Annotated in this window: 25 protein-coding genes; 10 read left to right on the forward strand and 15 right to left on the reverse strand. The window is 39.1% G+C overall.

Annotation, left to right across the window (positions count from 1 at the left end):
* Positions 1 to 42: 42 nt before the first annotated feature.
* Together ptsI and crr are read left to right on the forward strand one after the other, a co-directional pair.
* Complete coding sequence (gene ptsI, locus CIK00_RS02355) at positions 43 to 1,767, forward strand: phosphoenolpyruvate-protein phosphotransferase PtsI (RefSeq protein ID WP_101767315.1); 1,725 nt, start codon at positions 43 to 45, stop codon at positions 1,765 to 1,767.
* Positions 1,768 to 1,810: 43 nt separating this feature from the next.
* Positions 1,811 to 2,320, forward strand: a complete 510-nt coding sequence (gene crr / locus CIK00_RS02360) for a PTS glucose transporter subunit IIA (protein WP_045037603.1) — start codon at positions 1,811 to 1,813, stop codon at positions 2,318 to 2,320.
* A gap of 267 nt (positions 2,321 to 2,587) precedes the next feature.
* On the opposite strand, the gene CIK00_RS02365 is transcribed toward crr, so the two are convergent.
* On the reverse strand, positions 2,588 to 3,004 hold the full coding sequence (locus CIK00_RS02365; RefSeq protein WP_101767316.1) for a hypothetical protein: 417 nt from the start codon (positions 3,002 to 3,004) through the stop codon (positions 2,588 to 2,590).
* 20 nt (positions 3,005 to 3,024) lie between these two features.
* Positions 3,025 to 3,471, reverse strand: a complete 447-nt coding sequence (locus tag CIK00_RS02370; protein WP_101767317.1) for a DUF2919 domain-containing protein — start codon at positions 3,469 to 3,471, stop codon at positions 3,025 to 3,027.
* Between the two features lie 442 nt (positions 3,472 to 3,913).
* Between CIK00_RS02370 and CIK00_RS02375 the strand changes: the two genes are divergently transcribed.
* Entirely contained in the window at positions 3,914 to 4,264 is a 351-nt protein-coding gene (locus tag CIK00_RS02375) for a DUF2956 domain-containing protein (protein WP_101767318.1), read from the forward strand.
* Positions 4,261 to 4,731: a DUF1499 domain-containing protein gene (locus CIK00_RS02380; RefSeq protein WP_232576872.1), complete on the forward strand. Its 471-nt coding sequence runs from the start codon at positions 4,261 to 4,263 to the stop codon at positions 4,729 to 4,731. Before CIK00_RS02375 ends, CIK00_RS02380 begins: the two co-directional genes overlap by 4 nt.
* Positions 4,732 to 4,823: 92 nt before the next feature.
* On the opposite strand, the gene CIK00_RS02385 is transcribed toward CIK00_RS02380, so the two are convergent.
* The 6 genes from CIK00_RS02385 to napF all read right to left on the reverse strand — a co-directional run bounded on the left by CIK00_RS02385 (position 4,824) and on the right by napF (position 9,441).
* On the reverse strand, positions 4,824 to 4,961 hold the full coding sequence (locus CIK00_RS02385; RefSeq protein ID WP_065193058.1) for a TIGR02808 family protein: 138 nt from the start codon (positions 4,959 to 4,961) through the stop codon (positions 4,824 to 4,826).
* Positions 4,962 to 4,975: 14 nt separating this feature from the next.
* On the reverse strand, positions 4,976 to 5,551 hold the full coding sequence (locus tag CIK00_RS02390) for a NapC/NirT family cytochrome c (RefSeq protein ID WP_101767319.1): 576 nt from the start codon (positions 5,549 to 5,551) through the stop codon (positions 4,976 to 4,978).
* Positions 5,552 to 5,580: 29 nt separating this feature from the next.
* Positions 5,581 to 6,108, reverse strand: a complete 528-nt coding sequence (locus tag CIK00_RS02395) for a nitrate reductase cytochrome c-type subunit (RefSeq protein WP_101767320.1) — start codon at positions 6,106 to 6,108, stop codon at positions 5,581 to 5,583.
* A 68-nt stretch (positions 6,109 to 6,176) separates the two neighbouring features.
* Positions 6,177 to 8,663, reverse strand: coding sequence for a periplasmic nitrate reductase subunit alpha (napA, locus tag CIK00_RS02400; RefSeq protein WP_101767321.1), 2,487 nt, complete (start codon positions 8,661 to 8,663; stop codon positions 6,177 to 6,179).
* Positions 8,660 to 8,932, reverse strand: a complete 273-nt coding sequence (locus tag CIK00_RS02405; RefSeq protein WP_101767322.1) for a chaperone NapD — start codon at positions 8,930 to 8,932, stop codon at positions 8,660 to 8,662. The genes napA and CIK00_RS02405 overlap by 4 nt, the downstream gene beginning before the upstream one ends.
* Positions 8,933 to 8,958: 26 nt before the next feature.
* Positions 8,959 to 9,441 carry a ferredoxin-type protein NapF gene (gene napF, locus CIK00_RS02410; protein ID WP_101767323.1) on the reverse strand — a complete coding sequence of 161 codons (483 nt, stop codon included), beginning with the start codon at positions 9,439 to 9,441 and terminating at the stop codon, positions 8,959 to 8,961.
* A gap of 304 nt (positions 9,442 to 9,745) precedes the next feature.
* Here napF and narQ point away from each other — a divergent pair, with 304 nt between their 5' ends.
* The gene (gene narQ, locus CIK00_RS02415) at positions 9,746 to 11,434 is read left to right on the forward strand and encodes a nitrate/nitrite two-component system sensor histidine kinase NarQ (RefSeq protein WP_101767324.1); all 1,689 of its coding nucleotides are present in this window, start codon (positions 9,746 to 9,748) and stop codon (positions 11,432 to 11,434) included.
* A 10-nt stretch (positions 11,435 to 11,444) separates the two neighbouring features.
* Entirely contained in the window at positions 11,445 to 12,071 is a 627-nt protein-coding gene (locus tag CIK00_RS02420; protein WP_101767325.1) for a response regulator, read from the forward strand.
* Positions 12,072 to 12,132: 61 nt separating this feature from the next.
* Here CIK00_RS02420 and CIK00_RS02425 read toward each other — a convergent pair whose 3' ends face one another.
* Complete coding sequence (locus CIK00_RS02425) at positions 12,133 to 12,414, reverse strand: winged helix-turn-helix domain-containing protein (protein ID WP_101767326.1); 282 nt, start codon at positions 12,412 to 12,414, stop codon at positions 12,133 to 12,135.
* Between the two features lie 248 nt (positions 12,415 to 12,662).
* Between CIK00_RS02425 and CIK00_RS02430 the strand changes: the two genes are divergently transcribed.
* The 4 genes from CIK00_RS02430 (at position 12,663) to CIK00_RS02445 (ending at position 15,125) form a co-directional block, all read left to right on the forward strand.
* On the forward strand, positions 12,663 to 13,016 hold the full coding sequence (locus CIK00_RS02430) for an ArsC family reductase (protein ID WP_101767327.1): 354 nt from the start codon (positions 12,663 to 12,665) through the stop codon (positions 13,014 to 13,016).
* A 13-nt stretch (positions 13,017 to 13,029) separates the two neighbouring features.
* Positions 13,030 to 14,160, forward strand: a complete 1,131-nt coding sequence (dapE, locus tag CIK00_RS02435; RefSeq protein WP_101767328.1) for a succinyl-diaminopimelate desuccinylase — start codon at positions 13,030 to 13,032, stop codon at positions 14,158 to 14,160.
* Positions 14,161 to 14,377: 217 nt separating this feature from the next.
* On the forward strand, positions 14,378 to 14,590 hold the full coding sequence (locus tag CIK00_RS02440) for a DUF2897 family protein (protein WP_101767329.1): 213 nt from the start codon (positions 14,378 to 14,380) through the stop codon (positions 14,588 to 14,590).
* Complete coding sequence (locus CIK00_RS02445; RefSeq protein WP_101767330.1) at positions 14,583 to 15,125, forward strand: NUDIX domain-containing protein; 543 nt, start codon at positions 14,583 to 14,585, stop codon at positions 15,123 to 15,125. The genes CIK00_RS02440 and CIK00_RS02445 overlap by 8 nt, the downstream gene beginning before the upstream one ends.
* A 115-nt stretch (positions 15,126 to 15,240) precedes the next feature.
* Here the strand turns inward: CIK00_RS02445 and CIK00_RS02450 are convergent, their stop codons facing one another.
* The 6 genes from CIK00_RS02450 to CIK00_RS02475 form a co-directional block, all read right to left on the reverse strand.
* Positions 15,241 to 16,497 (reverse strand): glutamate-5-semialdehyde dehydrogenase, encoded by a 1,257-nt coding sequence (locus CIK00_RS02450; RefSeq protein WP_101767331.1) that lies wholly within the window; start codon positions 16,495 to 16,497, stop codon positions 15,241 to 15,243.
* Positions 16,498 to 16,562: 65 nt separating this feature from the next.
* Positions 16,563 to 17,717: a glutamate 5-kinase gene (proB, locus tag CIK00_RS02455; protein ID WP_167388490.1), complete on the reverse strand. Its 1,155-nt coding sequence runs from the start codon at positions 17,715 to 17,717 to the stop codon at positions 16,563 to 16,565.
* Between the two features lie 245 nt (positions 17,718 to 17,962).
* Positions 17,963 to 18,373, reverse strand: a complete 411-nt coding sequence (crl, locus tag CIK00_RS02460; RefSeq protein WP_101767332.1) for a sigma factor-binding protein Crl — start codon at positions 18,371 to 18,373, stop codon at positions 17,963 to 17,965.
* A gap of 248 nt (positions 18,374 to 18,621) precedes the next feature.
* Complete coding sequence (gene frsA / locus CIK00_RS02465) at positions 18,622 to 19,881, reverse strand: esterase FrsA (protein WP_101767333.1); 1,260 nt, start codon at positions 19,879 to 19,881, stop codon at positions 18,622 to 18,624.
* Positions 19,882 to 20,066: 185 nt separating this feature from the next.
* Positions 20,067 to 20,525, reverse strand: a complete 459-nt coding sequence (gene gpt, locus CIK00_RS02470) for a xanthine phosphoribosyltransferase (protein WP_101767334.1) — start codon at positions 20,523 to 20,525, stop codon at positions 20,067 to 20,069.
* A gap of 68 nt (positions 20,526 to 20,593) precedes the next feature.
* Complete coding sequence (locus CIK00_RS02475) at positions 20,594 to 21,883, reverse strand: NCS2 family permease (protein ID WP_101767335.1); 1,290 nt, start codon at positions 21,881 to 21,883, stop codon at positions 20,594 to 20,596.
* Between the last annotated feature and the right edge of the window lie 850 nt (positions 21,884 to 22,733).

Genomic DNA, 22,733 nt, shown 5'->3' on the forward strand with positions numbered 1-22,733 from the left:
ACAAACGCGTTTCCAGTTTTTAGTTAATTTAAAGGTAAGGCTATGATTTCAGGTATCCTGGCGTCTCCTGGTATTGCTTTCGGTAAAGCATTGCTATTGCAAGAAGAAGAGATTGTTTTAAACAAAACTCCTATCGCTGCAGACCAGATCGATAACGAAATTCAACGTTTCTTCGACGCTCGAAAAAAATCTTCTGAGCAACTTGAAGTTATCAAAGAAAAAGCACGTGTCACCTTTGGTGAAGAGAAAGAAGCCATCTTTGAAGGTCACATCATGTTGCTTGAAGATGAGGAGCTAGAAGAAGAAATCATAGCCCTTATTAAAGATAAGCATTCAGCTGATTATGCCATCTATTCGATCATTGAAGAACAAGCACAAACCCTTGAATCTCTTGATGATGAATACTTAAAAGAACGTGCAAGTGATATTCGTGATATCGGTAATCGTTTTGTTAAGAACGCATTAGGCATTAATGTTATCAATCTAAGTGCTATTAATGAGCAGGTAATTCTAGTCGCTAACGACTTAACACCATCAGAAACAGCACAAATTAATCTAGAGTTCGTTCTTGGCTTCATTACTAATATTGGTGGTCGTACTTCACACACCTCTATCATGGCGCGTTCACTAGAAATTCCTGCTCTTGTAGGAACAAATAATATTACATCTTTAGTTAAGAATGGCGACATGCTTGTTCTTGATGCAATCAATAACCAGATTGTTATCAACCCAACTGATGATGAACTAAACAAATTTAAAGCTATCCGTGATGCTGATAAAGCAGAGCAAGAAGAATTAGCTAAGCTAAAAGATCTTCCTGCTATTACACTTGATGGTAAGCAAGTTGAAGTATGCGGCAACATTGGTACAGTTAAAGACTGTAAAGGTGTAAGCCGTAACGGTGGTGAAGGCGTTGGTCTATACCGTACTGAATTCTTGTTTATGGACCGTGATTCTCTGCCTACAGAAGAAGAACAGTACCAAGCATACAAAGAAGTTGCAGAAGCAATGCATGGCGAGCCAGTGATTATCCGTACTATGGATATCGGTGGTGACAAAGATCTTCCTTACTTAGATCTTCCTAAAGAAATGAACCCATTCTTGGGTTGGCGTGCAATTCGTATCAGCCTAGATCGTCCTGAAATTCTTCGTGACCAATTCCGTGCTATTTTACGTGCATCCGCTCACGGTAAAGTTCGTATCATGTTCCCGATGATCATTTCGGTTGAAGAAGTACGTACGTTAAAAGCAGCAATTGAAGCGTTTAAGGTTGAATTAACAGCAGAAGGCTTGGCATTTGACGCTGACATCGAGATCGGTGTTATGGTTGAAACACCAGCAGCTGCAGCGATTGCGCACCACTTAGCGAAAGAAGTTTCTTTCTTTAGTATTGGTACCAACGATTTAACCCAGTATACTCTAGCAGTTGACCGTGGTAATGAGCTTATTTCTCATCTCTACAATCCACTATCACCTGCAGTACTTACTGTGATCAAGCAAGTTATTGATGCTTCTCACGTTGAAGGTAAGTGGACAGGTATGTGTGGTGAGCTTGCTGGCGACGAACGTGCTACCCTACTGCTATTAGGTATGGGTCTTGACGAGTTCAGCATGAGTGCTATTTCGATTCCTCGCGTTAAGAAAGTTATCCGTAATGCTAACTTTGCTGACGTTAAAGCAATGGCAGAGTATGCATTAACTCTTCCTACTGCGGCTGAGATTGAAGAACACGTAGAAAAATTCATCGCAGAAAAAACCATCTGCTAATAATATAGTAGCAGATAAAATAACAACGCTTAGGAGCAATGATATGGGCCTGTTTGACAAATTAAAAAAAATGGTTTCTGACGATAGCAGTGAAGCTAGTGTAATTGAAATTATCGCACCACTTTCTGGCGAAATCGTTAACATCGAAGATGTGCCTGATGTAGTGTTTGCTGAAAAGATTGTTGGTGATGGTATTGCTATCAAACCAACTGGCAACAAAATGGTTGCACCAGTAAACGGTACTATCGGTAAGATTTTCGAAACTAACCACGCTTTCTCTATTGAGTCTGACGATGGCATCGAGCTTTTTGTTCACTTTGGTATTGATACTGTTGAACTTAAAGGCGAAGGTTTCACTCGCATCGCTGAAGAAGGCCAAACTGTTAAAGTTGGCGACACTATCATCGAATTCGATCTTGCACTTCTAGAAGAGAAAGCTAAGTCAACATTGACTCCAGTTGTTATCTCTAACATGGACGAGATCAAAGAGCTAATCAAGCTATCTGGTGCTGTAAACGTTGGTGAAACACCAGTATTACGCATCAAGAAATAAGATAACTAATATCTTAATAAAAAACGCAGCTTTCTAGCTGCGTTTTTTTATATCTGCTATAAAGCGACATAGCCTATAACAACCCACCAGATAGCCTCTGTAACACTTTGCTTATTTCACTTGAACAATGTATCTAATAGCAGTAGTTATACTAGCCAATAGGCATATAGGCTCTATTCGTTTTATTAATTAACAGTCATAAAAAAACGCCACTAAAAAATAGTCGCGTTTCTTAAGTATAATTGTCATAAATTATCAATTAATGGCTTATGCAGTCATCACCTCAACTTGTAATTTAACATGTTCACAATTAGGTCCAGCCGATTCAAATAACATTGGCATATTTAATCCAGTCGATAATGTCTGTGCTAGGATAGTCCGCCAACCACCATCGTCTAAGCGTTCTTGTACCTGTAATGCAATACTAACACTTTCAGCTGACACATCTAACAGTTGCGCACTGCCTACCACTTCACGATACAAATGATGATTATCTTGGCTTAAACCTTCAAAAAAGATAGTTTCTTCACCAGGTAACAATGACAATGATGTATTAACTGATTGACGTAATCGACAAGCACTCTGCATTTCAAAACTAACATCTAGTAGCCAATCAGCCATTGCTAATGGACTCAATAATGTACTTAAAAACAATTGCCCTTTACCTATTGCTAATGGTTCCATTACGACTACCTCTCTACAAGCTAATGTGCAAACACATCTTTTACTCGCGAGCTTCGAACTAGATATAATCCTAGCCAAACTGTTAATAACAAGCTTAATGCACCTATCCAAGAAAATGCACCCTGACTCAATACGAGATGATATATTTGCAAAACAAAATCGATGCTGTAAGCAGCTATTAATAATTTTTTTCCATGCTGCCACAGATAATGTATAACTTTATTATTGTTATTGCGCTGACCTGATAACCACATTAATAATAGGGATGGACTTCCCAACACCATGCCTACATAAAGAGTCTCTCGCAGTGGATAAATCAACTCAAGCAATTGTCCGCCTTGCGTTCGACTCACCCCTGCCATGATAAAAATCACCAATGCTTTCGCATTAAAAATCAGCACCAGCCATAGCATTTTATTTAATTTTAACTGCCCATGATCATCGTAGGCATTGATAGGATAAAGCAAACAACTTTCCTCATACGTGTTCAACTCAATACACATCAATCTAGATAACATCAATATACGATGGCTTATTTCGACTCTAATCGATCAATGCATATTTAGTACTATTTAAGCGTTGTTTTTGTGGAATACCGCACTTTTCATTTATGCATATTGCCATGTAAGTCACGTTTTTTGATCTAAAACCAACAAGATGTGGTCATTTATTAACCAATTCATCACGTAAAAATAGACAAGTAAATTCTTTCTAATCATAAAGTTACAATATGAACATAGCATTAATACTATATTCATCTAAAACTGGAATTTTCATACAAAAAACTATAAATATATAAATTCCAACATAAATAACAACAGCCACACATACAGTAACACTGCTGCTAAAATGAAGTAATCAGATATAATCACTCTTATTTATCATTCATCAATAAGGTCACTAGTGCGTATGACGACCATAAAAAAAAATGCAACCCCTTCAGCAGAAACACAAATAGAAGCATTACGGGTTGCGAAGGCCACGCAAAAAGAAGGTCAAACTAAAGAACAAACAAAACTGATCGCACAAGGAATTCAGAAAGGTATTGAGCTATATAAGAAACAACAAAAAGCCAAAGCCAGAGAGCGTGATAAATTAAAGAAAAAAAATACCCAAACTAAAAATAATCAATCAGAAACTATCGATATTTCGCTGCCAGCCCCACAACTTATCTACAAGCAACATTGGTTACCATGGGGTATTGTTATTATCTCTTGGATTGGTTTTGGTGCTTATTTAGTGTATGGCAGCCTACTATGATGAGAAAAAATATGAAGATTATTGGCTTTATAACCGCATTAAGTGGATTAATCAGTGGCTGTGCTGATCCACAATCAACGCCATGGCAGCGTCAAATAGACACACCATGCGATAATAAATCCCATTGTGTATCCACGCTTGAACAGCGTGCAAAATTTAAGCTAGCCCCTTTTACCCTTACTGCTAAAGGTATACAAAAATGGTCCGATATTGTTGCTATTGCTCAAACATTACCAGGGGCAAAACTGATCGAGCAGGATGACCATTATTTTCATATTGAAGTTCGCAGTGCGGTGTTTGGATTTATTGACGATTTTGAAGTGAAACAACAAGCCCAGCAGCTCCAAGTAAGATCTATATCTCGCAGCGGCTATTCTGATTTTGGGGTTAACCGTAAACGAGCACAACAATTTAGAACATTATTAATCGACCAACAATTAATACACGATACATCCACCAGCAACTGATTCACTAACCACAATAAGCATAACAAAAAGCCATGGCCGCCTTAGTGTTAACTATGGCAGCCATGGCTTGACGATCAGACTGTTATGACTATTTAATCCAATTTTTTATCTTTACCTAACGACAATAGCCACACACTTACCGCAGCTACAGCCACAAAACCAGACAAAATAATCATTGGCATCGCGATATAACCCAGCGTATGCCAAATTACCGATTCTAGCGTACTCATCGTTTCTCCTTAGCTTATTGCCATCCAGCTACATCTTTCATATCGGGTAACTTATGGGCAATCCCTTTATGGCAATCAACACAGGTTTTATCACCCGATGCTAATGCGGTTGAGTGCTGTTTTGCACTACGAGGGGCTTGCTCAGAAAAATCCATATAGTTGAACTGGTGACAATTACGACATTCTTGAGAGTCATTATTTTTCATACGTTGCCATTCTCGTTCCGCAAGATGACCACGACGAGCATTGAATTTTTCAGGCGTATCAATCGTACCCATCATATGTGCAAAGATTTCTTTTGATGCCTGTACTTTACGGACAATTTTATCGGTCCAATTATGAGGTACGTGACAATCTGAACAAATAGCTCTGACACCTGAACGATTTGAAAAGTGAATTGTTTCTTGAATTTCTTTAACGATTGGCGCATGACATCCAGCGCAAAATTCTTCTGAGTTGGTTTTTTCCATCACGGTATTAAACCCGCCCCAGAATAATAACCCACCCATAAATCCCATAAAAAGCACTAATCCAACCGCAACTTTACTGGGTGTTTTTAGCCGTAACCAAAATGTTTTTAACCACTTCATAGATAAACCCTTTTACTACTCAGTCACGATTAACGTAATGCGCTTACACGTTTAAAATCATTCTCAACTAATGGCTTAGCGTCGGCTTGAGGCACATGGCACTGCAAACAAAAATAACGGCTTGGCGATACATCAGACAATACTTGACCTTGTTGTGGTGACACGTAATGGGTCACACTGATCTTAGTTGCGCCCATCTCTTTGGCATTTTTCCAACTATGACACGCAAGACATTTATTGGCGTTAAGTGACACTTCATAATGGCGAATGGTATGTGGAATTAATGGCGGTTGGTAAACATAATCACTATCAATTACCCCTTGATCTCGAGGGTAACGTTTCATCAGATCTGCTGGGCGAGTTGCTTCTATTTCAGCAAGACCACGTAATGACTCAAGCCCACCAATACCACCGGGATTGTCTAATTTAGCTGCAGCAGTAATATTCGCTGTTGTCGTGGCAGCTTCAGTTGTTGCTGCTACATTGTTATCGTCACTATGTGCAATACCGCTAAGCATCAACCCTGCAACTAATGCTGCAAAAAATAATCGTTTCATGCTGTTCTCCGTCTCTAGGCATATTCTAGTCACAGTGAACGACCACTGTCGTTCACTGAATTAATGGATTAGATCTTGGTGATCTTAATCGGACATTTTTTAAAATCTGTCTGTTTCGACAATGGATCCGTCGCATCCAAGATCAACTTATTAACTAAAATATTAGCATCGAAAAACGGTACGAAAACGAGTCCAACAGGAGGACGATTACGACCACGGGTTTCTACTCGACAACGTACTTCACCACGACGAGAAGCTAATAACACTTCATCACCACGACGAAGATTTCGTTTTTTTGCATCTTCTGGATTGATATAACACCACGCATCAGGTACGGCTTTATATAATTCAGGAACACGACGCGTCATGGTGCCTGTGTGCCAATGTTCAAGCACGCGTCCAGTGCATAGCCACATATCGTAATCTTTATCTGGCACTTCTGGTGGTGCTTCATAAGGTGCTGAGATAATGAATGCTTTACCGTCAGGTTTACCATAAAAGTCCCAACCAGATCCTTTTTTAGCATAGGGATCAGTGCCTTCTTTAAAACGCCACTGAGTCTCTTTGCCATCAACCACAGGCCAACGTAAACCACGTACTTTATGGTAAACCTCATAAGGGGCTAGATCGTGTCCATGACCACGGCCAAAACTGGCATATTCTTCAAATAAGCCTTTTTGAACGTAATAACCTTGTGCTTGTGCATCATCATTTAATGGCTGCGCTTCGGTTAATGGGTACTTATCAACGTGGCCGTTAAGGAACAAAATATCGTACATTGTTTTACCGCGGTACTGAGGCATCTTATTAAGTAATGCTTCATCCCACACTTCTTCAACTTTAAAGCGCTTAGAGAACTCCATGATCTGCCATAGATCAGATTTAGCCTCACCCGGCGCTTTAACTTGCTGATACCAAACTTGCGTACGACGTTCAGCATTACCGTAAGCACCTTCTTTTTCAACCCACATTGCAGTCGGTAGAATCAAATCAGACGCTTGAGCAGTAACCGTTGGATAAGGGTCAGAACAGACGATAAAGTTATCGGGATGACGGTAGCCTGGTAAACGTTCTTGATTAATATTTGGGCCAGCTTGCATATTGTTATTACACATTACCCAATAAGCATTTAGTTTTCCGTCATTCAGCATTCGATCTTGCTGCACGGCGTGATAACCCGGTTTTGGTGGGATCGTACCTTCTGGTAGCTTCCAAATATTTTCAGCAATAGCACGGTGCTTAGGATTAGTCACAACTAAATCAGCAGGTAAGCGGTGAGCAAATGTACCCACTTCACGGGCAGTACCACACGCAGAAGGCTGACCTGTTAATGAAAACGGACTATTACCTGGTGTTGAAATTTTACCCGTTAATAAATGCAAGTTATAAACTAAACTTTGCATCCACACACCACGGGTATGTTGGTTCATTCCCATGGTCCACAGTGACGTTACTTTAAGGTTAGGATCAGCATAGTATTTGGCTAATTCAACTAATTTTTCAGGTTCGACCCCAGACATTTGTGACGCTTTTTCAAGGGTATATTCCGCTACTGATGCTTTGTATTCCTCAAATGTCATTGGGAATAATTCGCCAGAGTTAGGGTTTGCCGCTTGCTTTTGTAATGGATTATCATCACGTAAACCGTAACCAATATCCGTTTGAGCACGCTTAAAGTGGGTATGTTTATTAACAAAATCCCAATTAACCGCATCATTTTCAATAATGTAATGCGCAATATAATTCGCGATAGCTAAATCAGTTTGCGGGTGGAAAATCATGCCGTTATCAGCTAATTCAAACGAGCGGTGCTCATAGGTCGATAACACATTCACTTTGACATGAGGATGACTCAAACGACGATCAGTCAGTCGTGTCCACAATACAGGGTGCATTTCAGCCATGTTTGAGCCCCAAAGCACAAACACATCCGCATGTTCAAAATCATCGTAACATCCCATGGGTTCATCAATACCAAAGGTACGAATAAAACCAACCACTGCTGATGCCATACAGTGACGCGCATTAGGATCAATATTGTTTGAACGGAAGCCTGCCTTCATCATTTTAGAAGCAGCATAGCCTTCCATAACAGTCCATTGACCAGAACCAAACATACCCACACCCGATGGACCTTGCTTCTTCAATGCCGCTTTCCACTTTTCAGCCATCACATCAAAGGCGTGATCCCATGACACTGGGGTAAATTCACCTTCTTTATGATACTCGCCATCTTTCATGCGTAATAATGGCGTTTGTAAACGATCTTTACCGTACATTATTTTCGATAAAAAATAGCCTTTAATACAATTGAGACCTTTGTTCACCGGTGATTGTGGATCACCTTGCGTTGCGACTACTCGTCCATTTTTAGTTCCGACTAAAACCGAACAACCCGTACCACAAAAACGACAAGGCGCTTTATCCCATTTAATTTCAGTTTCATCAGAACTCACAATTAAATTCGTCGCTGATGCTGGTAACGAAATACCCGCTACCGCAGCAGCGGATGCTGCAGCATTTGCTTTCACAAATGCTCTTCTTGTCATTTTCATAGCTTACCCTCAGCGTGTGTATCGTAATACTCAATATGGTGATAGACCAAAAAAGTGATTAACACATGGTCTAAATTATTAATTTTATCAATTGCATCCGTTACGTAGCCTTGGTTCTCAGTCTCAAGTACTACGATAATTTTACCTTCTTCACTTGTCGCAGGGATTTCTGTATTTGGTATCGCTAAAATTTGTTGGCTAATCGTTGCTAAATATTGTGGCTTAACGTGAACGATAAGGCTTGAGGTATGCACTTCATTTAATGTCATGTTTACTCTCTAATAATTTTTTAAATTTAAGGCGTTATCATTTCAATCGCAGCCACAGGACAACCATTTATACACGCACCACAGCCACTACAATTAGCCTGATTAATAACGGGCTGGGCAACTTTTGCCACTTGCAAAGAAAAGGTAATTGCTTGTGTTTCACATTGATCGCCGCAACTACGACATTCAATGTTTTTCAATGCGATACAAGATGAATTAATGGTAGCGACTTGTGTCCATGGCAGCTGGTGCTGTGGTTCAAATAAAGGTTCAGGGCATATATCTGCACATTGATAACAAAAACTGCACTCACCTTCCCCATGATGAAAATCCACCACCGGAAAGCCACCATCACCTTTTACAATCACCTTTGTTTGACAAGCATCAACACAAGCACTGCAACGCAAACAATGATCAATAAAAGTGTTTTCGTCCTTTATCCAAGGCAAACGTTGTTGTTGAGAGGGCTGCTTACGCGTCAAAAAACCTCGACGTGAACGATTAATCACTGCCAACTCCTTATGCTTACCTATTAATGACAACAAATCACTTTGTTGATAGCCATTCACTTTCTATTAATTTTCTTTTACGTTATTTTTAAATATAGTCATAACTACGAACATACCCATTAAGGGGTAATTAACCCTATTTCTTGTTCTAGATCAAAAAAACGCCACGGATAATCTCTGATTTTTTATAATTTGATCGCATAATCACTCACAACATCATAAATGACGCTCATCTCTATTTATGTATAGCGGTTAAATCTCATTTTTACTCATAACTTTTCATATATTAGGTGGTTTATCATTAATGCAGCACCAAAAAGTAAATTCTGTTACCACTACCATTGGCCGTTCGATGGTTACAATTCTATTTTTAGTTGCAACAACAACTAGCTTAGCGTTATGTATGCTAGTTTCGAGCCTTAACGATGCTGCGGCAATCAACACTGCTGGCTCATTAAGAATGCAAAGTTATCGATTAGCCTTTGATATAGAAACTCAATCTCCATTACTTAATCCTCATACTATTGAGTTTGATCAATCACTGACATCGCCAACAATGCAGGAATTACATCGTTGGTATACCCCTCAAAAAATACAACACCATTACACTGAATTACTCTTAACATGGCAGGCGGTACGTTCAGAATTAGATCAAATAGATAAAGATGGCTATTTAATTCAAGTCGCCCCTTTTGTAGAACGTATCGATCAATTTGTCTTTGAATTACAACAATCATCCGAAAACAAATTACATCTTTTAGCGCTTATTAGTGCGGTAGGTTTATTACTTATTTTGATGGTGGTGTTATTTACGATTCACTTTACACAGCGTCAAATAGTGGTACCGCTCAATCAATTAATGGCAGGATGTAAACGAATTAAACAGCACCAATTTTCATTAACCATCAATAATAATAGTAATAATGAATTAGGTATTCTTGCGCGTACATTTACTCAAATGGCAGCAGATTTAAATAAGTTTTATGCGGATTTAGAACATAGTGTTCGAGAAAAAACACACCGTTTACGTCATGCAAATGAATCACTTAAAGTATTATATAACTGCTCACAACAGCTATCAGTCAGTCGTTTAACTCACCACCATTTTCAACAAATGTTAGAAACATTAATTGCGATTGATGGCTTAACTGCAGCCAAACTAATTATTGAAGAGGCTAATGGCACCACGACTGAAATTACTGTTGGTGAGTACCAATCAACAACGTGGCATCAACAGTCATTATTAATTGATGATGAAATAATGGGACAGCTATGGTGGCAATACCAATTACCTTGTCCTGATCTGGCTTTAATAGAAAATATCGCCAATATTTTAAGTCGTGGTATTTATTACAACCGTGCACAGAAACAAACTGAACAATTATTATTAATGGAAGAACGCGCGACGATTGCTCGTGAATTACATGACTCTCTAGCACAATCATTATCATATCTAAAAATTCAATTAACATTATTGAAGCGCCAACTTGCCACCAATATTAATGATAACCAACAACAAACGGTACAAACCATTGATGAAGAGTTATCAAATGCTTATACCCAATTACGCGAATTATTAAGCACGTTTAGATTAACTATCAAAGAAGCTGATTTTAGTGAAGCTCTCAATCAATTACTCGCACCATTGCGAGAGCAAACCTCTGCGACATTTAGTATTAATAACCAGTTACCCTCAATGGCACTAATTGCACATAACCAAGTCCATCTATTACAAATTATTCGTGAAGCCGTACTCAACGCAATTAAGCATGCTGATGCCAACCAAATTCAAATTCATTGCCACCAGCAACACGGCATTATTAATGTTGAAATTACTGATGATGGGATCGGATTTGATCCTTCAAACTCAAAACTTAATCACTATGGCTTAAATATCATGCAAGAGCGTACCTCTCGCTTAAAAGGGGAATTAATCATCCATTCTCAAATCGGTGTTGGCAGTCAAGTTAAATTACAATTCGCATTATTATAGGAAAATAAATATGACACCTTGGAAAGTAATGATCGTTGATGATCATCCATTAATGCGTAGAGGTATTGGACAATTATTGAGTTTTGATGCTGAGTTTGATGTCATTAGTGAAGCCAGCAATGGTAACGAAGCAATTGCACTTGCTCATAAAATGCCAGCAGATCTAATCTTGTTAGATCTCAACATGAAAGGTATTTCAGGTTTAGATACCCTGATTACATTGCGCAATGAAGGCATAGATGCCTGTATTGTGATCCTTACCGTTTCTGATAATCATGCTGATATTAAAATGCTTCTCGACGCAGGCGCTGATGGTTATTTACTTAAAGATACCGAGCCAGATGAACTGGTCGCATTATTAAAAACGGCCTTAACTGGCACGAAAGCATACAGTAGTGCAGTCGTTGAATTTCTCAACAACACCAGTACTGAAAATACAGTATTTTCGAGCTTAACCGAGCGGGAAAATCAAATACTACAAGAAGTTGCAAAAGGTCATAGTAATAAAGTTATTGCTGACTCACTGTTTATTTCAGAAGCAACAGTCAAAGTGCACATGAAAAGCTTATTACGCAAACTGCAAGTCAAATCACGTACAGCAGCTACGGTACTTTATTTACAAACCTTAGGTTATTAAGACAATAAAAAACCGCAGTAATAAACACACTGCGGTATTTAATCATTATGATAGTTCTAGCTTACAACGCTAAAGACGTAATCAAATCCTGCTCTCGCAATTCAACCCATTGCAGGTCAAACGGTCCCCAGTCACTTAATTTATAATAACCATCATTATGACGTCGCCCATCTTGAATAAAAGTCAATTCAATACCTAGCCCAGGTAAGGCTTTTAATACATCTTGAATTGTCCGTCGGGGCCAACCTGTTTGTTCGATCAAGCGAGGAACATTAGGACGTTCCGTATGCTCAACAAGTAATGCCAAGTAAAGTCTACGAGCAAAAACTGGATTCAGTTCCATTGGGGCCTCCATAATATACTATGCCTATTATTGCCCCTTCTCGTATTAGGGTGTTGCGTTTGATCAACGAGACATTCGGTTTCATCATTATAGATACAAATAAAAGTGAACTTGATCACGTTATTATTATAATTATCGTTCGAATACGTTACCGTAAGTAACACCAAATAAAAGTACAACGGTTGCGATAAGTTAATAATCTCGCTATAAAAGACACCTTACTTACTATAAAAAAAAGCAGTCATAATATGAATACAATTGCTTACGGTATAAAAAATTGCGATACCATTAAAAAAATGAAGCAATGGTTAGCAACCGAAAATATTGCTTACCAATTTCATGATTACCGTATCGATGGTATTGATCTTGCGTTATTAGAAACCTTTGAAGCCGCCTTAGGTTGGGAAGCGATGGTCAATAAACGTGGCACGACTTTCCGCCAATTAACCGCAGAACAAAAAGCCGACTTAAACCGTGAAACAGCGTTACAATTAATGCTAGAACAACCCGCAATGATTAAGCGCCCGTTATTACAGCATAATAATAATTACTACTTAGGTTTCAAACCTGACCAATATAACGCTATTTTTCTTACTAAATAACAAGGATACAAGGATGTCAGACAGTCCCGTTATTACACTAGCAAAAGACTTAATGTCTCGCCCTTCAGTGACACCTGAAGACGCGGGTTGCCAAACTGTAATGATCAAGCGATTACAGGCGCTAGGATTTATTATTGAAACGATGGTGTTTGAAGATACTACGAATTTATGGGCTCGTCGTGGCACCCAAGCGCCGTTATTTGTGTTTGCAGGTCATACTGATGTTGTGCCATCAGGTCCAGTAAACCAATGGCATACCCACCCTTTTGAACCAACGATTATTGATGGCTATTTGCACGGACGTGGTGCTGCTGATATGAAAGGTTCACTCGCCTGTATGATCATTGCGATTGAACGTTTCATCGCAAAAAATCCAAATCATAGTGGTTCGATTGCACTGCTCATCACCTCAGATGAAGAAGGTCCATTTATAAATGGCACCACCCGTGTTATTGATACACTTGAAGCCCGTAATGAAAAAATAGACATGTGTATTGTTGGTGAGCCATCAAGTACCCATGCCGTTGGTGACATTGTTAAAAATGGTCGTCGTGGATCAATCACGGGCGATCTGATTGTTAAGGGCATTCAAGGTCATGTTGCCTACCCGCATTTAGCCAATAACCCCATCCATAAAGCATTACCCGCATTGGCTGAATTAGCCACAACCCATTGGGATAACGGTAACGACTTCTTCCCGCCAACCAGCTTTCAAATTCCTAATGTCGCAGCAGGAACTGGTGCATCAAATGTCATACCGGGTCAATTTGAGGTGCAGTTTAATTTCCGTTTCAGCACAGAATTAACCGATGTTGATATTAAACGTCGCGTCCATTCAATTCTTGACGCGCATGATCTCGACTACGATTTAAAATGGACCTTAAGCGGTCACCCATTTTTAACCGACAGTGGTACATTAGTTGATGCCGTTGTAGAGGCTATTACTGAAATTAATCATACTCCACCACAATTACTGACCACCGGTGGCACATCAGATGGGCGTTTTATCGCATGTACTGGTGCTCAAGTAGTTGAACTTGGACCAGTTAATGCAACTATTCATAAAGTGAACGAATGCGTTAAAGTCTCTGATCTTGAAAAGCTAACGACAATGTATCAGCGTATCCTAAGTAACATTTTATAATCACTGATCATCTTTCTCCATAAAAATAGCTGTTTAGCTAACATCATTGAACAGCTAATCATGCAATATTTGATAGATAATTATGCATTGTTGTGATGCGTTAATCATCGCAGCCAACCCTTATTATTGATATTCTATCTACGTAGTTTGTGGTTCACGATCAATTGCATAAATCGCGGTTGGTAAGTTGAATAAATATTATCACTAGGAGGTGAGTATGGAATGGTTTTTTAATCCTTGGGTTATCTGCGTGATTATTATTGCCGTTATTGCCAGTAATATTGCCGCATTAAAGTACACGGCTTATATGCGAGCAGGACTGAAAAAACGCCAACCGCCTCAACCACCACAAGATGATCCTCAACAATCAGAACACTCGGATAATAGTGACAATCACAACAGCAATAACGCGCAGGATAAAAATGACTGATATAAAAACATTAGACAGCCGCATTGTTTATCAAAATAAATGGATGACGGTACGAGAAGATAAAATCCAGCGTCAAAGTGGTGCCGAAGGTATTTATGGGGTGGTAGATAAGCCTGATTGTGCCGCTATTTTGGCGATTGATAACGGTCGTATTCACTTAGTTCAGCAGTTTCGTTATAGCATTCAGCAACGATGTTGGGAAATTCCACAAGGAGCGTGGGAAGCAAATCCTGATGCGGATCACCTTGATCTTGCGAAAGGAGAACTGCAAGAAGAAACAGGATTAATCGCAGATAATATGGTCTACCTAGGTAGCCAATTTATCGCTTATGGCTTTTTAAACCAAACTTGCCATATTTATTTAGCGACCCAATTACACCCAGCATCAGAGCAACATCGAGACATTGAAGAAGAAGATCTCATTAGCCAATCTTTTTCTATTACTGAATTTGAAGCCATGATCATTAACGGTGAATTAAAAGATAGCGTCACCATTGCCGCTTATGGGTTAGCCAAGCTTAAACAAGCAATTTAAACCCTTAACTCATTATTTTACACAATAAAAAAGCTGCCATTTTGTAGCAGCTTTTTTATGTTTATCATCGTCTGATATCCATAATTTTTGAGTATTATTCAACTCGCGTCTTTTATTATGGACGGCTTAGATAATCAGCAATACCAACCCATTTATAACTGGTCAGTTCTTCTAACCCCATCGGGCCGCGTGCATGCAATTTTTGCGTTGATACCGCAACTTCTGCACCTAAGCCAAATTGCGCACCATCAGTAAAACGGGTAGATGCATTAACATATACTGCTGCGGAACCTGCCGCATTAACAAATCGCTCAGCGGCTTGCAAATTATTAGTTAAAATGGCATCTGAATGACTGGCATTATGTTTACGCATATGAAAAATAGCTTCATCTACATCAGCAACCACTTTAACGCCTAAAGTATAACTTAACCATTCAGTATCAAAATCACCCGCTTCCGCTTTACGTAATAAACTTGCTTTACCTTCAAATAAATTAAATGCCGCATCATCAGCAACTAATGTTACTTGAGCTTTATTCATCCGCTCAACTAAACGTGATAAGAACGTTGCTGCAACGTGTTCATTAACCAATAATGTATCCAGTGAATTACATGCAGAAGGACGTTGTACTTTTGCATTTTCAACCACATCTAATGAACGCGACAGATCCGCACTTTCATCAACATACATGTGGCTAATACCAAAACCACCAATGATCACAGGAATAGTGCTATTTTCTTTGCACATTTTATGTAAACCAGCACCACCACGAGGAATGATCATATCAACATATTGATCAAGCTTTAGTAGCTGCGATACATATTCACGATCCGGCTGTTCGATATATTGCACAGACGCTGCGGGTAAACCGGCTTTGGCTAACGCAGATTGAATCACTTTAACTAACGCCATATTCGAATGGAAAGTCTCACGACCACCACGCAAAATACTCGCATTGCCTGTTTTAAGGCATAACGCAGCGATATCTATAGTCACATTAGGTCGTGCTTCATAAATCACACCAATAACACCTAGCGGTACTCGACGGCGGCTTAAACGCATACCATTTTCAAGTACACGGCTGTCAAGTTCAGCACCAACAGGATCATTTAAGTTGATAACATTACGAACATCATTGGCAATAGCGCGAATACGTTCATCATTAAGTAATAAACGATCGATTAACGCATCAGACATACCACTCGCAATCGCAGCATCAGTATCTTGTTTATTTGCCGCAAGAATCACTGCTTGGTTTGCTTCTAATTCATCTGCAATAATCGCCAATGCGGTATTTTTTACTGCCGTAGCTGTCGTCGCTAATTCAAACGCAGCTTGTTGCGCTGCTTGTCCCATTATTTCAAGATTCACAATAATTCCTTACTTAAATTCGAATTCACTGATTGATAAGTGCTTAATGTGAATAATCACTGCAATTAAATAACAACCATATCATCACGGTGAATGGCAGCATGGCCGTATTCATAACCTAAAACCTGATGAATGTCATGGCTATGCTTACCCGCGATTTTAACCATGTCATCACTTGAATAACGGCTAATACCCCGTGCTAGTAATACATTTTTTCTATCAAAAATTCGAACGACTTCACCACGCTCAAATGTACCTTTAACTTGGGTGATACCTTTAGCCAGTAAACTACTGCCTTTTTGCTGCACCGCGATTACAGCACCATCATCAATCACAATATCACCAGCTGGCGGTGGACCCGCAAGAATCCATTGTTTACGCCCTTCAAGAGGGGATTCTAAAGGAAGAAAACGCGTTCCCACCGCTTTACCTGCAGCAAGATCAATAATCACATCAACCCGACGTCCCGCTGCGATAATTACTTCAATACCCGCCCGACAAGCTACTTCAGCTGCTTGTAACTTGGTCGCCATACCACCAGTACCTAATCCACCAACCGTACCACCCGCTAACTTACGTAACTTATCATCAATGGTATGCACTTCATGAATTAATTCAGCATCAGGATTACTACGAGGATCAGCGGTAAATAAACCCACTTGATCAGTCATTAATAATAGTTTGTCAGCACCACCCAAAATACCTACTAATGCAGAGAGATTATCGTTATCACCCACTTTAATTTCAGTGGTTGCTACCGCATCGTTTTCGTTAACAACGGGGACAATACCATTATCTAATAGTGCCACTAACATATCGCGGGCATTTAAATAACGTTCGCGATCGTTTAAATCAGCGCGAGTTAATAACATTTGACCAATGTTAATCCCATAAATGCCAAACAAGGTTTCCCACTCTTGAATTAAGCGGCCTTGTCCAACAGCGGCAAGTAGTTGCTTACTTGCCATGGTTTTGGGGAGTTCGGGGTAACCTAAATGCTCACGACCAGCAGCAATTGCGCCAGACGTAACAATGATAATTTTATGGCCTTGACTACGTAACATTGCGCATTGGCGCACCAACTCAACCATGTGAGCACGGTCAAGTTTTAGTGTGCCACCAGTTAGCACGCTAGTACCTAGTTTGACGACAATTGTATGTGTTGCAGCACCAGCGGCAACGTCTTGTTGGTGAGCGTTAGATTTTTTTGAATCAGCCATGAGATCAAATAGATTGAAAAAATAAAAGTCCTTTGTTGTATCAATCCCTATCGAAAAGCACAAGAAAAAAACAATAACAAAACCAATATTAACGGGCTTTAGGAGGTTGTTTAAGCATAAACACACTCAATTAATAATCATTGCACCACCTAGCGACAATATTCATACTTATTTATTATCTTTTCATAACAACACCATTCAATGTCGCCAGTGGTAATAATATTTACACTTAATAGTAATCAAATTTACTTAATAGATAATTCAGTCAACGGTGTTTGAGTTAACGTTACAGTAGGCACCAACGTTAAGTCACAGCCATCAATAATAAATGGTGTTAATTTAGCGTAGAAATCGACTAACGATTTTAAGACCGCCGCTTTATGTTTAGCGGGTAATTTACCCGTTGCCCACTCACCTGAAACATTAAAGCGACCAAAATCATACTTATATTCATAACCAGTATCGGTTGCTGTCATCACTAACCACCAGCCCCAAAACTCACGCAGCTCTGGCTCTTTATCCGCATTGATACAACTGGCTAAACAATCAAAAAAGAACCGTTGTGGTTGTGATTTTTTCTCTCGAAGATAAGGACCAATTGCGGTCAATTTAGACATTAAACGTCCATGTGGTGGAAAGCTTGTTGCTATAGTCATTATATTGTCCATCCATAGTCAGTGGTATTTGATACGCAAGTAATACTTACTACCTTTCATTATCCATAACGTATTTAAAAACACGCTTAGTACAATAACAATTGACTATAGTATGGATAACATTTAACAAAATAACAAACCAAACATACCAAATTTGATAACAATATCATGACAATATAGTAGATAAAAAAACGGAACCGTATTAATACGATTCCGTTATTATTCACAATCCTATCTCGCTGCGACAGTTACTTCATTTTGTCATCAAGCCATTCAACCACTTCAGTCATCACTCGGTGATAGCCATCATAGATAGGTTTTTCTGGTAATGTCATCGCCTTACCACCATAACTTGATAATGCAATCAGTTGATTATCTATTTCAGGGCAAACAGGATCATTTTTTAAGCCAATACCTAACATTGGAATATCAACTCGACGACGACCTAAAATACCCTGATTTTTTAATGACCACGCAGGTAAATGTGATTTAATACTCGCTTCTGCTTGACCGTTTTTACCCATGCGAGATGCCAATACATCCAAATACATTCGAGGGATTTTATCTAATAACTTTGGCTGAGTAAGAAAGCTATTGATCGCACCACCAATACTGACACAGGTTTTTAAGCGTGTAGGCTCCATAAAACCAAGTCGAATCGCGGCATTGCCACCCATACGTAACCCAAGCATCGCAACATTACGATTATCGACCCATGGCACATCACGAATTTGTTGTAATAGTGCTTGGTGTAAACGGCTAGTATCTTCCGTTAAATTCCAACGATCACTGTGACCTACCGATGGCATATCAAGTGTGACCATCGCATATCCAGCAGGACCTAAATAATCGGCATATAAACGCCACAAATCACTTTGTAATGTTGCTAAACCACCACTGACAATTACCGTTGGTAAAAGCTTATCAGTGCGCGGTAAATGAATGAATGCCTCAAAGGTCTTATTTTCATATTTAACATCAATTTTACGCATATCATGTGGGCGTAATTCAATCGCTTCACGATAACTTTGATTAGCTTGTAATTCCGCTTGATCAGCCAACTGATCACCTTTTATATAAGGATATGCGGCAATACTGTAGTGAGTGCTAGCTTTAAATAATAACTCTGATGCGGCTAATTTATCGCCATTATTAACTGCCGTACGGGCTAATTGCTGATAATTTGAAGCAAGCTGTGACCATTCATAAGTCCAGTTGCCAGGGCGATAACCAATAACAGTATCTAATAAGTGATCACTTGTACGTGGTGACGTTGAGCCTGCAATCCGCGCTAAAATAGCTTCTTGTTCAATCGGATCAACACCTTGCCAAATCCATTGTGGTCGACGTAATACACGATACCATCCAAGCTGACTTTCACCATCAAGTGCATTGTTTACATCACCACGACGGACATGTGCAATTTTAACAATATTCGATGTCTCTTTACTGGTTTGACGTGGAGCAAATAGCTTCTCTGATAAATTTTGTTTTAATGGTTCCGACATGGCTTCCTCCAACGTATATATCACTTTTATTAATAGACTTAGATAATATACCTAAACCGTAGTCAATAACTAAAAACCATAAAAAAAGACGCCAACAACGTGGCGTCTTCAATAAAACTTAGTTTCCAACTGCGATTATCATTACAATACTATTGTATTAATTGATCTGCATTTAGATAAGTTAATTACTTTTTAGCAATAGGATCAACGAAAGTAACCGCCATATCCCAAGGTTGTTCAATCCATGTATCTTGCGGAATGCTAACAACAAAATCATCAACTAAATGCTGGCCTGCAGGTTTAGCACATACCGTTACAAATTTAGCACGAGGGTACATTTCACGAATCTTTTCAGCTGTACCGCCAGTATCAACAAGATCATCAACAACGATAAAACCTTCACCATCACCGTCTGCTTTCTTGATCACTTTCATATCACGTTGATGATCATGATCATAGCTTGCGATACATACCGTATCAACATGACGAAGACCTAATTCGCGCGCCAAAATAGCAGCTGGCACTAAACCGCCACGGCTAACTGCAATAATACCTGTCCACTGCTCAGCCGGTAGCAATTTTTCTGCTAACTGGCGCGTGTACATTTGCATGTTATCCCAAGTGATGACGAATTTATTACTCATAGTAAAACAACCTCTGAAACAGCGATTTAAAACCGCATAAATTTATGTAAGCATGAAAAATTTCACGCTTATAAGAAAATGATCTTCGCAAGAAACAACGCTGAAATAGCCCAAACACTGATATTAACGTCACGTCCCTTGCCACTCAATGCTTTCACGACCGCAAACGTAATGAAACCAAGACCAATACCTTCTGCAATTGAGTAGGTTAAAGGCATTAATAAACACACAACAACTACAGGAGCCGCTTCCGTTAAATCTCGCCAATCAATCGATACCAAGCCTGACATCATCAAAATAGCGACATAAAATAACGCTCCCGCCGTTGCATACGCAGGTACCATTCCAGCCAACGGTGCAAAAAATAACGCTAATAAGAATAACACGCCAACAGTAACCGCGGTTAGGCCTGTACGACCACCAACTGCGACACCCGACACACTCTCAACAAAAGATGTCGTATTTGACGTACCTAGTAATGCACCAATAGAAGTGGCTGTACTGTCAGCTAATAAAGCACGATTTAAACGCGGTAATTTACCGTCTTCACCAATCAAATTAGCTTTCGTCGCGACACCGACTAATGTCCCTGCCGTATCAAACAAATCAACAAACAAAAAAGCAAATACAATTGAAATTAAACCCACTTCCATAGCACCTGAAAAATCAAGCTGCATAAAGGTAGGAGCAATACTGGGTGGCATTGACATAATACCGTTGTAATCAACTTCACCGACAATAATACTGATTGTTGTTACAACTAAAATCGCAATTAATACTGCCGCTTTAAAACCACGTTGTACTAAAGAAATCGTTAAGAAAAAACCTAAAGCCGCCATTATTGCAGGAAAACTGGTTAAATCACCCGCGGTGACTAACGTCGCAGGACTTGCAACCACAATGCCTGATGTTTGTAGTGCAATAAACGCTAAAAACAAACCAATACCAGCAGAAATACCAATACGTAATGAATGGGGGATCGCATTAATAATCCATTCACGTACTCGCATAACACTCAGAGCAATAAAGCAGAGGCCGGATAAAAATACCGCCGCTAACGCTACTTGCCAAGTATGTCCCATACCTAATACTACGGTATAAGTAAAAAATGCATTAAGACCCATACCTGGCGCTTGTGCTACTGGATAGTTAGCATAAAAACCCATCACAAAACAACCAATCATTGCCGCTAAACAAGTTGCAACAAACACTGCACCTTGATCCATTCCTGTACTGGCTAACATAGTGGGGTTGACAAAGATAATATAAGCCATTGTCAGGAAGGTAGTTACACCTGCCATAATTTCAGTGCGTACGGTCGTTCCATGTTCAGTGAGTTTAAATAACTTTTCTAGCATGCTTCTCGGTTCCTTAGAGAGATACAATAAAGTAACAAACAACGCCAACAAATAGAAAACGATTGCGCAATCCATTTCGGAGCTGATTATAATCATGCGATCACGCAATTTCCAGATTTTATCGCCGAAAAGTGTAAAACAATAACTCACACGATAAACACTACCGAATAAATAATCATATTAAGCTTATTTATCATGATATTAACAACATAATAGGTATGGTTGATTTTTGAACATTTACTTTTTGTAAGTATTAAATACGTGTTAATAAATACCGATAACTAAAGCAAAGAAATGAAGACAATATAAAAGCAGCTAAAAAAAACGCCACTTCAAATAGAAGTGGCGGCAGAATGTTATAGATAACTGGATAGCATTATCGAGATATTCTTAATATAAGGGGACGAACAAACTTGCATTTGTCTTGTTAAAAGCAACAAAACAATAAAATCTAATTAATAACGGTAAGGCGCTGGGTAATGGAAATTACTCGTATAAATAGCGCGGTTATTCCAAAAATGTGTCATCGAAGAAAATATTTTCATTTAAATCACCTTTATCATAAGCTCACCAACGTAATAGATGGTGGGTTGCCGTTATGGCTCACTTATTCTCGGTTCCTTGGAGGCGATATCTCGGGTTCATCCTGAACGTATCGTGTTAATTATTATGCCACTAAAATGGCCTGATCAAACTATAGCCAAAATGATATAAATTTACAACGTTTTTTTTAACCAGATCACACTTTTCACCTTTAATGCTTGAGAAATGGCTTTTACTGTAAATTTATTACATTATTTTTTGATTATTTTTCAATCTATCCGCTTTACATGTTTTTAGCATATTTAAT

The organism is Photobacterium carnosum (assembly GCF_002849605.1).
Taxonomy (GTDB): Bacteria; Pseudomonadota; Gammaproteobacteria; order Enterobacterales; family Vibrionaceae; genus Photobacterium; species Photobacterium carnosum.

What these genes read in the sequence shown, in the direction of transcription:
- ptsI (WP_101767315.1), top strand. Translation starts at nt 43, where the DNA reads ATGATTTCAGGTATCCTGGCGTCTCCTGGTATTGCTTTCGGTAAAGCA.
- crr (WP_045037603.1), top strand. Translation starts at nt 1,811, where the DNA reads ATGGGCCTGTTTGACAAATTAAAAAAAATGGTTTCTGACGATAGCAGT.
- CIK00_RS02365 (WP_101767316.1), bottom strand. Translation starts at nt 3,004, where the DNA reads ATGGAACCATTAGCAATAGGTAAAGGGCAATTGTTTTTAAGTACATTA.
- CIK00_RS02375 (WP_101767318.1), top strand. Translation starts at nt 3,914, where the DNA reads ATGACGACCATAAAAAAAAATGCAACCCCTTCAGCAGAAACACAAATA.
- CIK00_RS02380 (WP_232576872.1), top strand. Translation starts at nt 4,261, where the DNA reads ATGATGAGAAAAAATATGAAGATTATTGGCTTTATAACCGCATTAAGT.
- CIK00_RS02385 (WP_065193058.1), bottom strand. Translation starts at nt 4,961, where the DNA reads ATGAGTACGCTAGAATCGGTAATTTGGCATACGCTGGGTTATATCGCG.
- CIK00_RS02390 (WP_101767319.1), bottom strand. Translation starts at nt 5,551, where the DNA reads ATGAAGTGGTTAAAAACATTTTGGTTACGGCTAAAAACACCCAGTAAA.
- CIK00_RS02395 (WP_101767320.1), bottom strand. Translation starts at nt 6,108, where the DNA reads ATGAAACGATTATTTTTTGCAGCATTAGTTGCAGGGTTGATGCTTAGC.
- napA (WP_101767321.1), bottom strand. Translation starts at nt 8,663, where the DNA reads ATGAAAATGACAAGAAGAGCATTTGTGAAAGCAAATGCTGCAGCATCC.
- CIK00_RS02405 (WP_101767322.1), bottom strand. Translation starts at nt 8,932, where the DNA reads ATGACATTAAATGAAGTGCATACCTCAAGCCTTATCGTTCACGTTAAG.
- narQ (WP_101767324.1), top strand. Translation starts at nt 9,746, where the DNA reads ATGCAGCACCAAAAAGTAAATTCTGTTACCACTACCATTGGCCGTTCG.
- CIK00_RS02420 (WP_101767325.1), top strand. Translation starts at nt 11,445, where the DNA reads ATGACACCTTGGAAAGTAATGATCGTTGATGATCATCCATTAATGCGT.
- CIK00_RS02425 (WP_101767326.1), bottom strand. Translation starts at nt 12,414, where the DNA reads ATGGAACTGAATCCAGTTTTTGCTCGTAGACTTTACTTGGCATTACTT.
- CIK00_RS02430 (WP_101767327.1), top strand. Translation starts at nt 12,663, where the DNA reads ATGAATACAATTGCTTACGGTATAAAAAATTGCGATACCATTAAAAAA.
- dapE (WP_101767328.1), top strand. Translation starts at nt 13,030, where the DNA reads ATGTCAGACAGTCCCGTTATTACACTAGCAAAAGACTTAATGTCTCGC.
- CIK00_RS02440 (WP_101767329.1), top strand. Translation starts at nt 14,378, where the DNA reads ATGGAATGGTTTTTTAATCCTTGGGTTATCTGCGTGATTATTATTGCC.
- CIK00_RS02445 (WP_101767330.1), top strand. Translation starts at nt 14,583, where the DNA reads ATGACTGATATAAAAACATTAGACAGCCGCATTGTTTATCAAAATAAA.
- proB (WP_167388490.1), bottom strand. Translation starts at nt 17,717, where the DNA reads ATGGCTGATTCAAAAAAATCTAACGCTCACCAACAAGACGTTGCCGCT.
- crl (WP_101767332.1), bottom strand. Translation starts at nt 18,373, where the DNA reads ATGACTATAGCAACAAGCTTTCCACCACATGGACGTTTAATGTCTAAA.
- frsA (WP_101767333.1), bottom strand. Translation starts at nt 19,881, where the DNA reads ATGTCGGAACCATTAAAACAAAATTTATCAGAGAAGCTATTTGCTCCA.
- gpt (WP_101767334.1), bottom strand. Translation starts at nt 20,525, where the DNA reads ATGAGTAATAAATTCGTCATCACTTGGGATAACATGCAAATGTACACG.
- CIK00_RS02475 (WP_101767335.1), bottom strand. Translation starts at nt 21,883, where the DNA reads ATGCTAGAAAAGTTATTTAAACTCACTGAACATGGAACGACCGTACGC.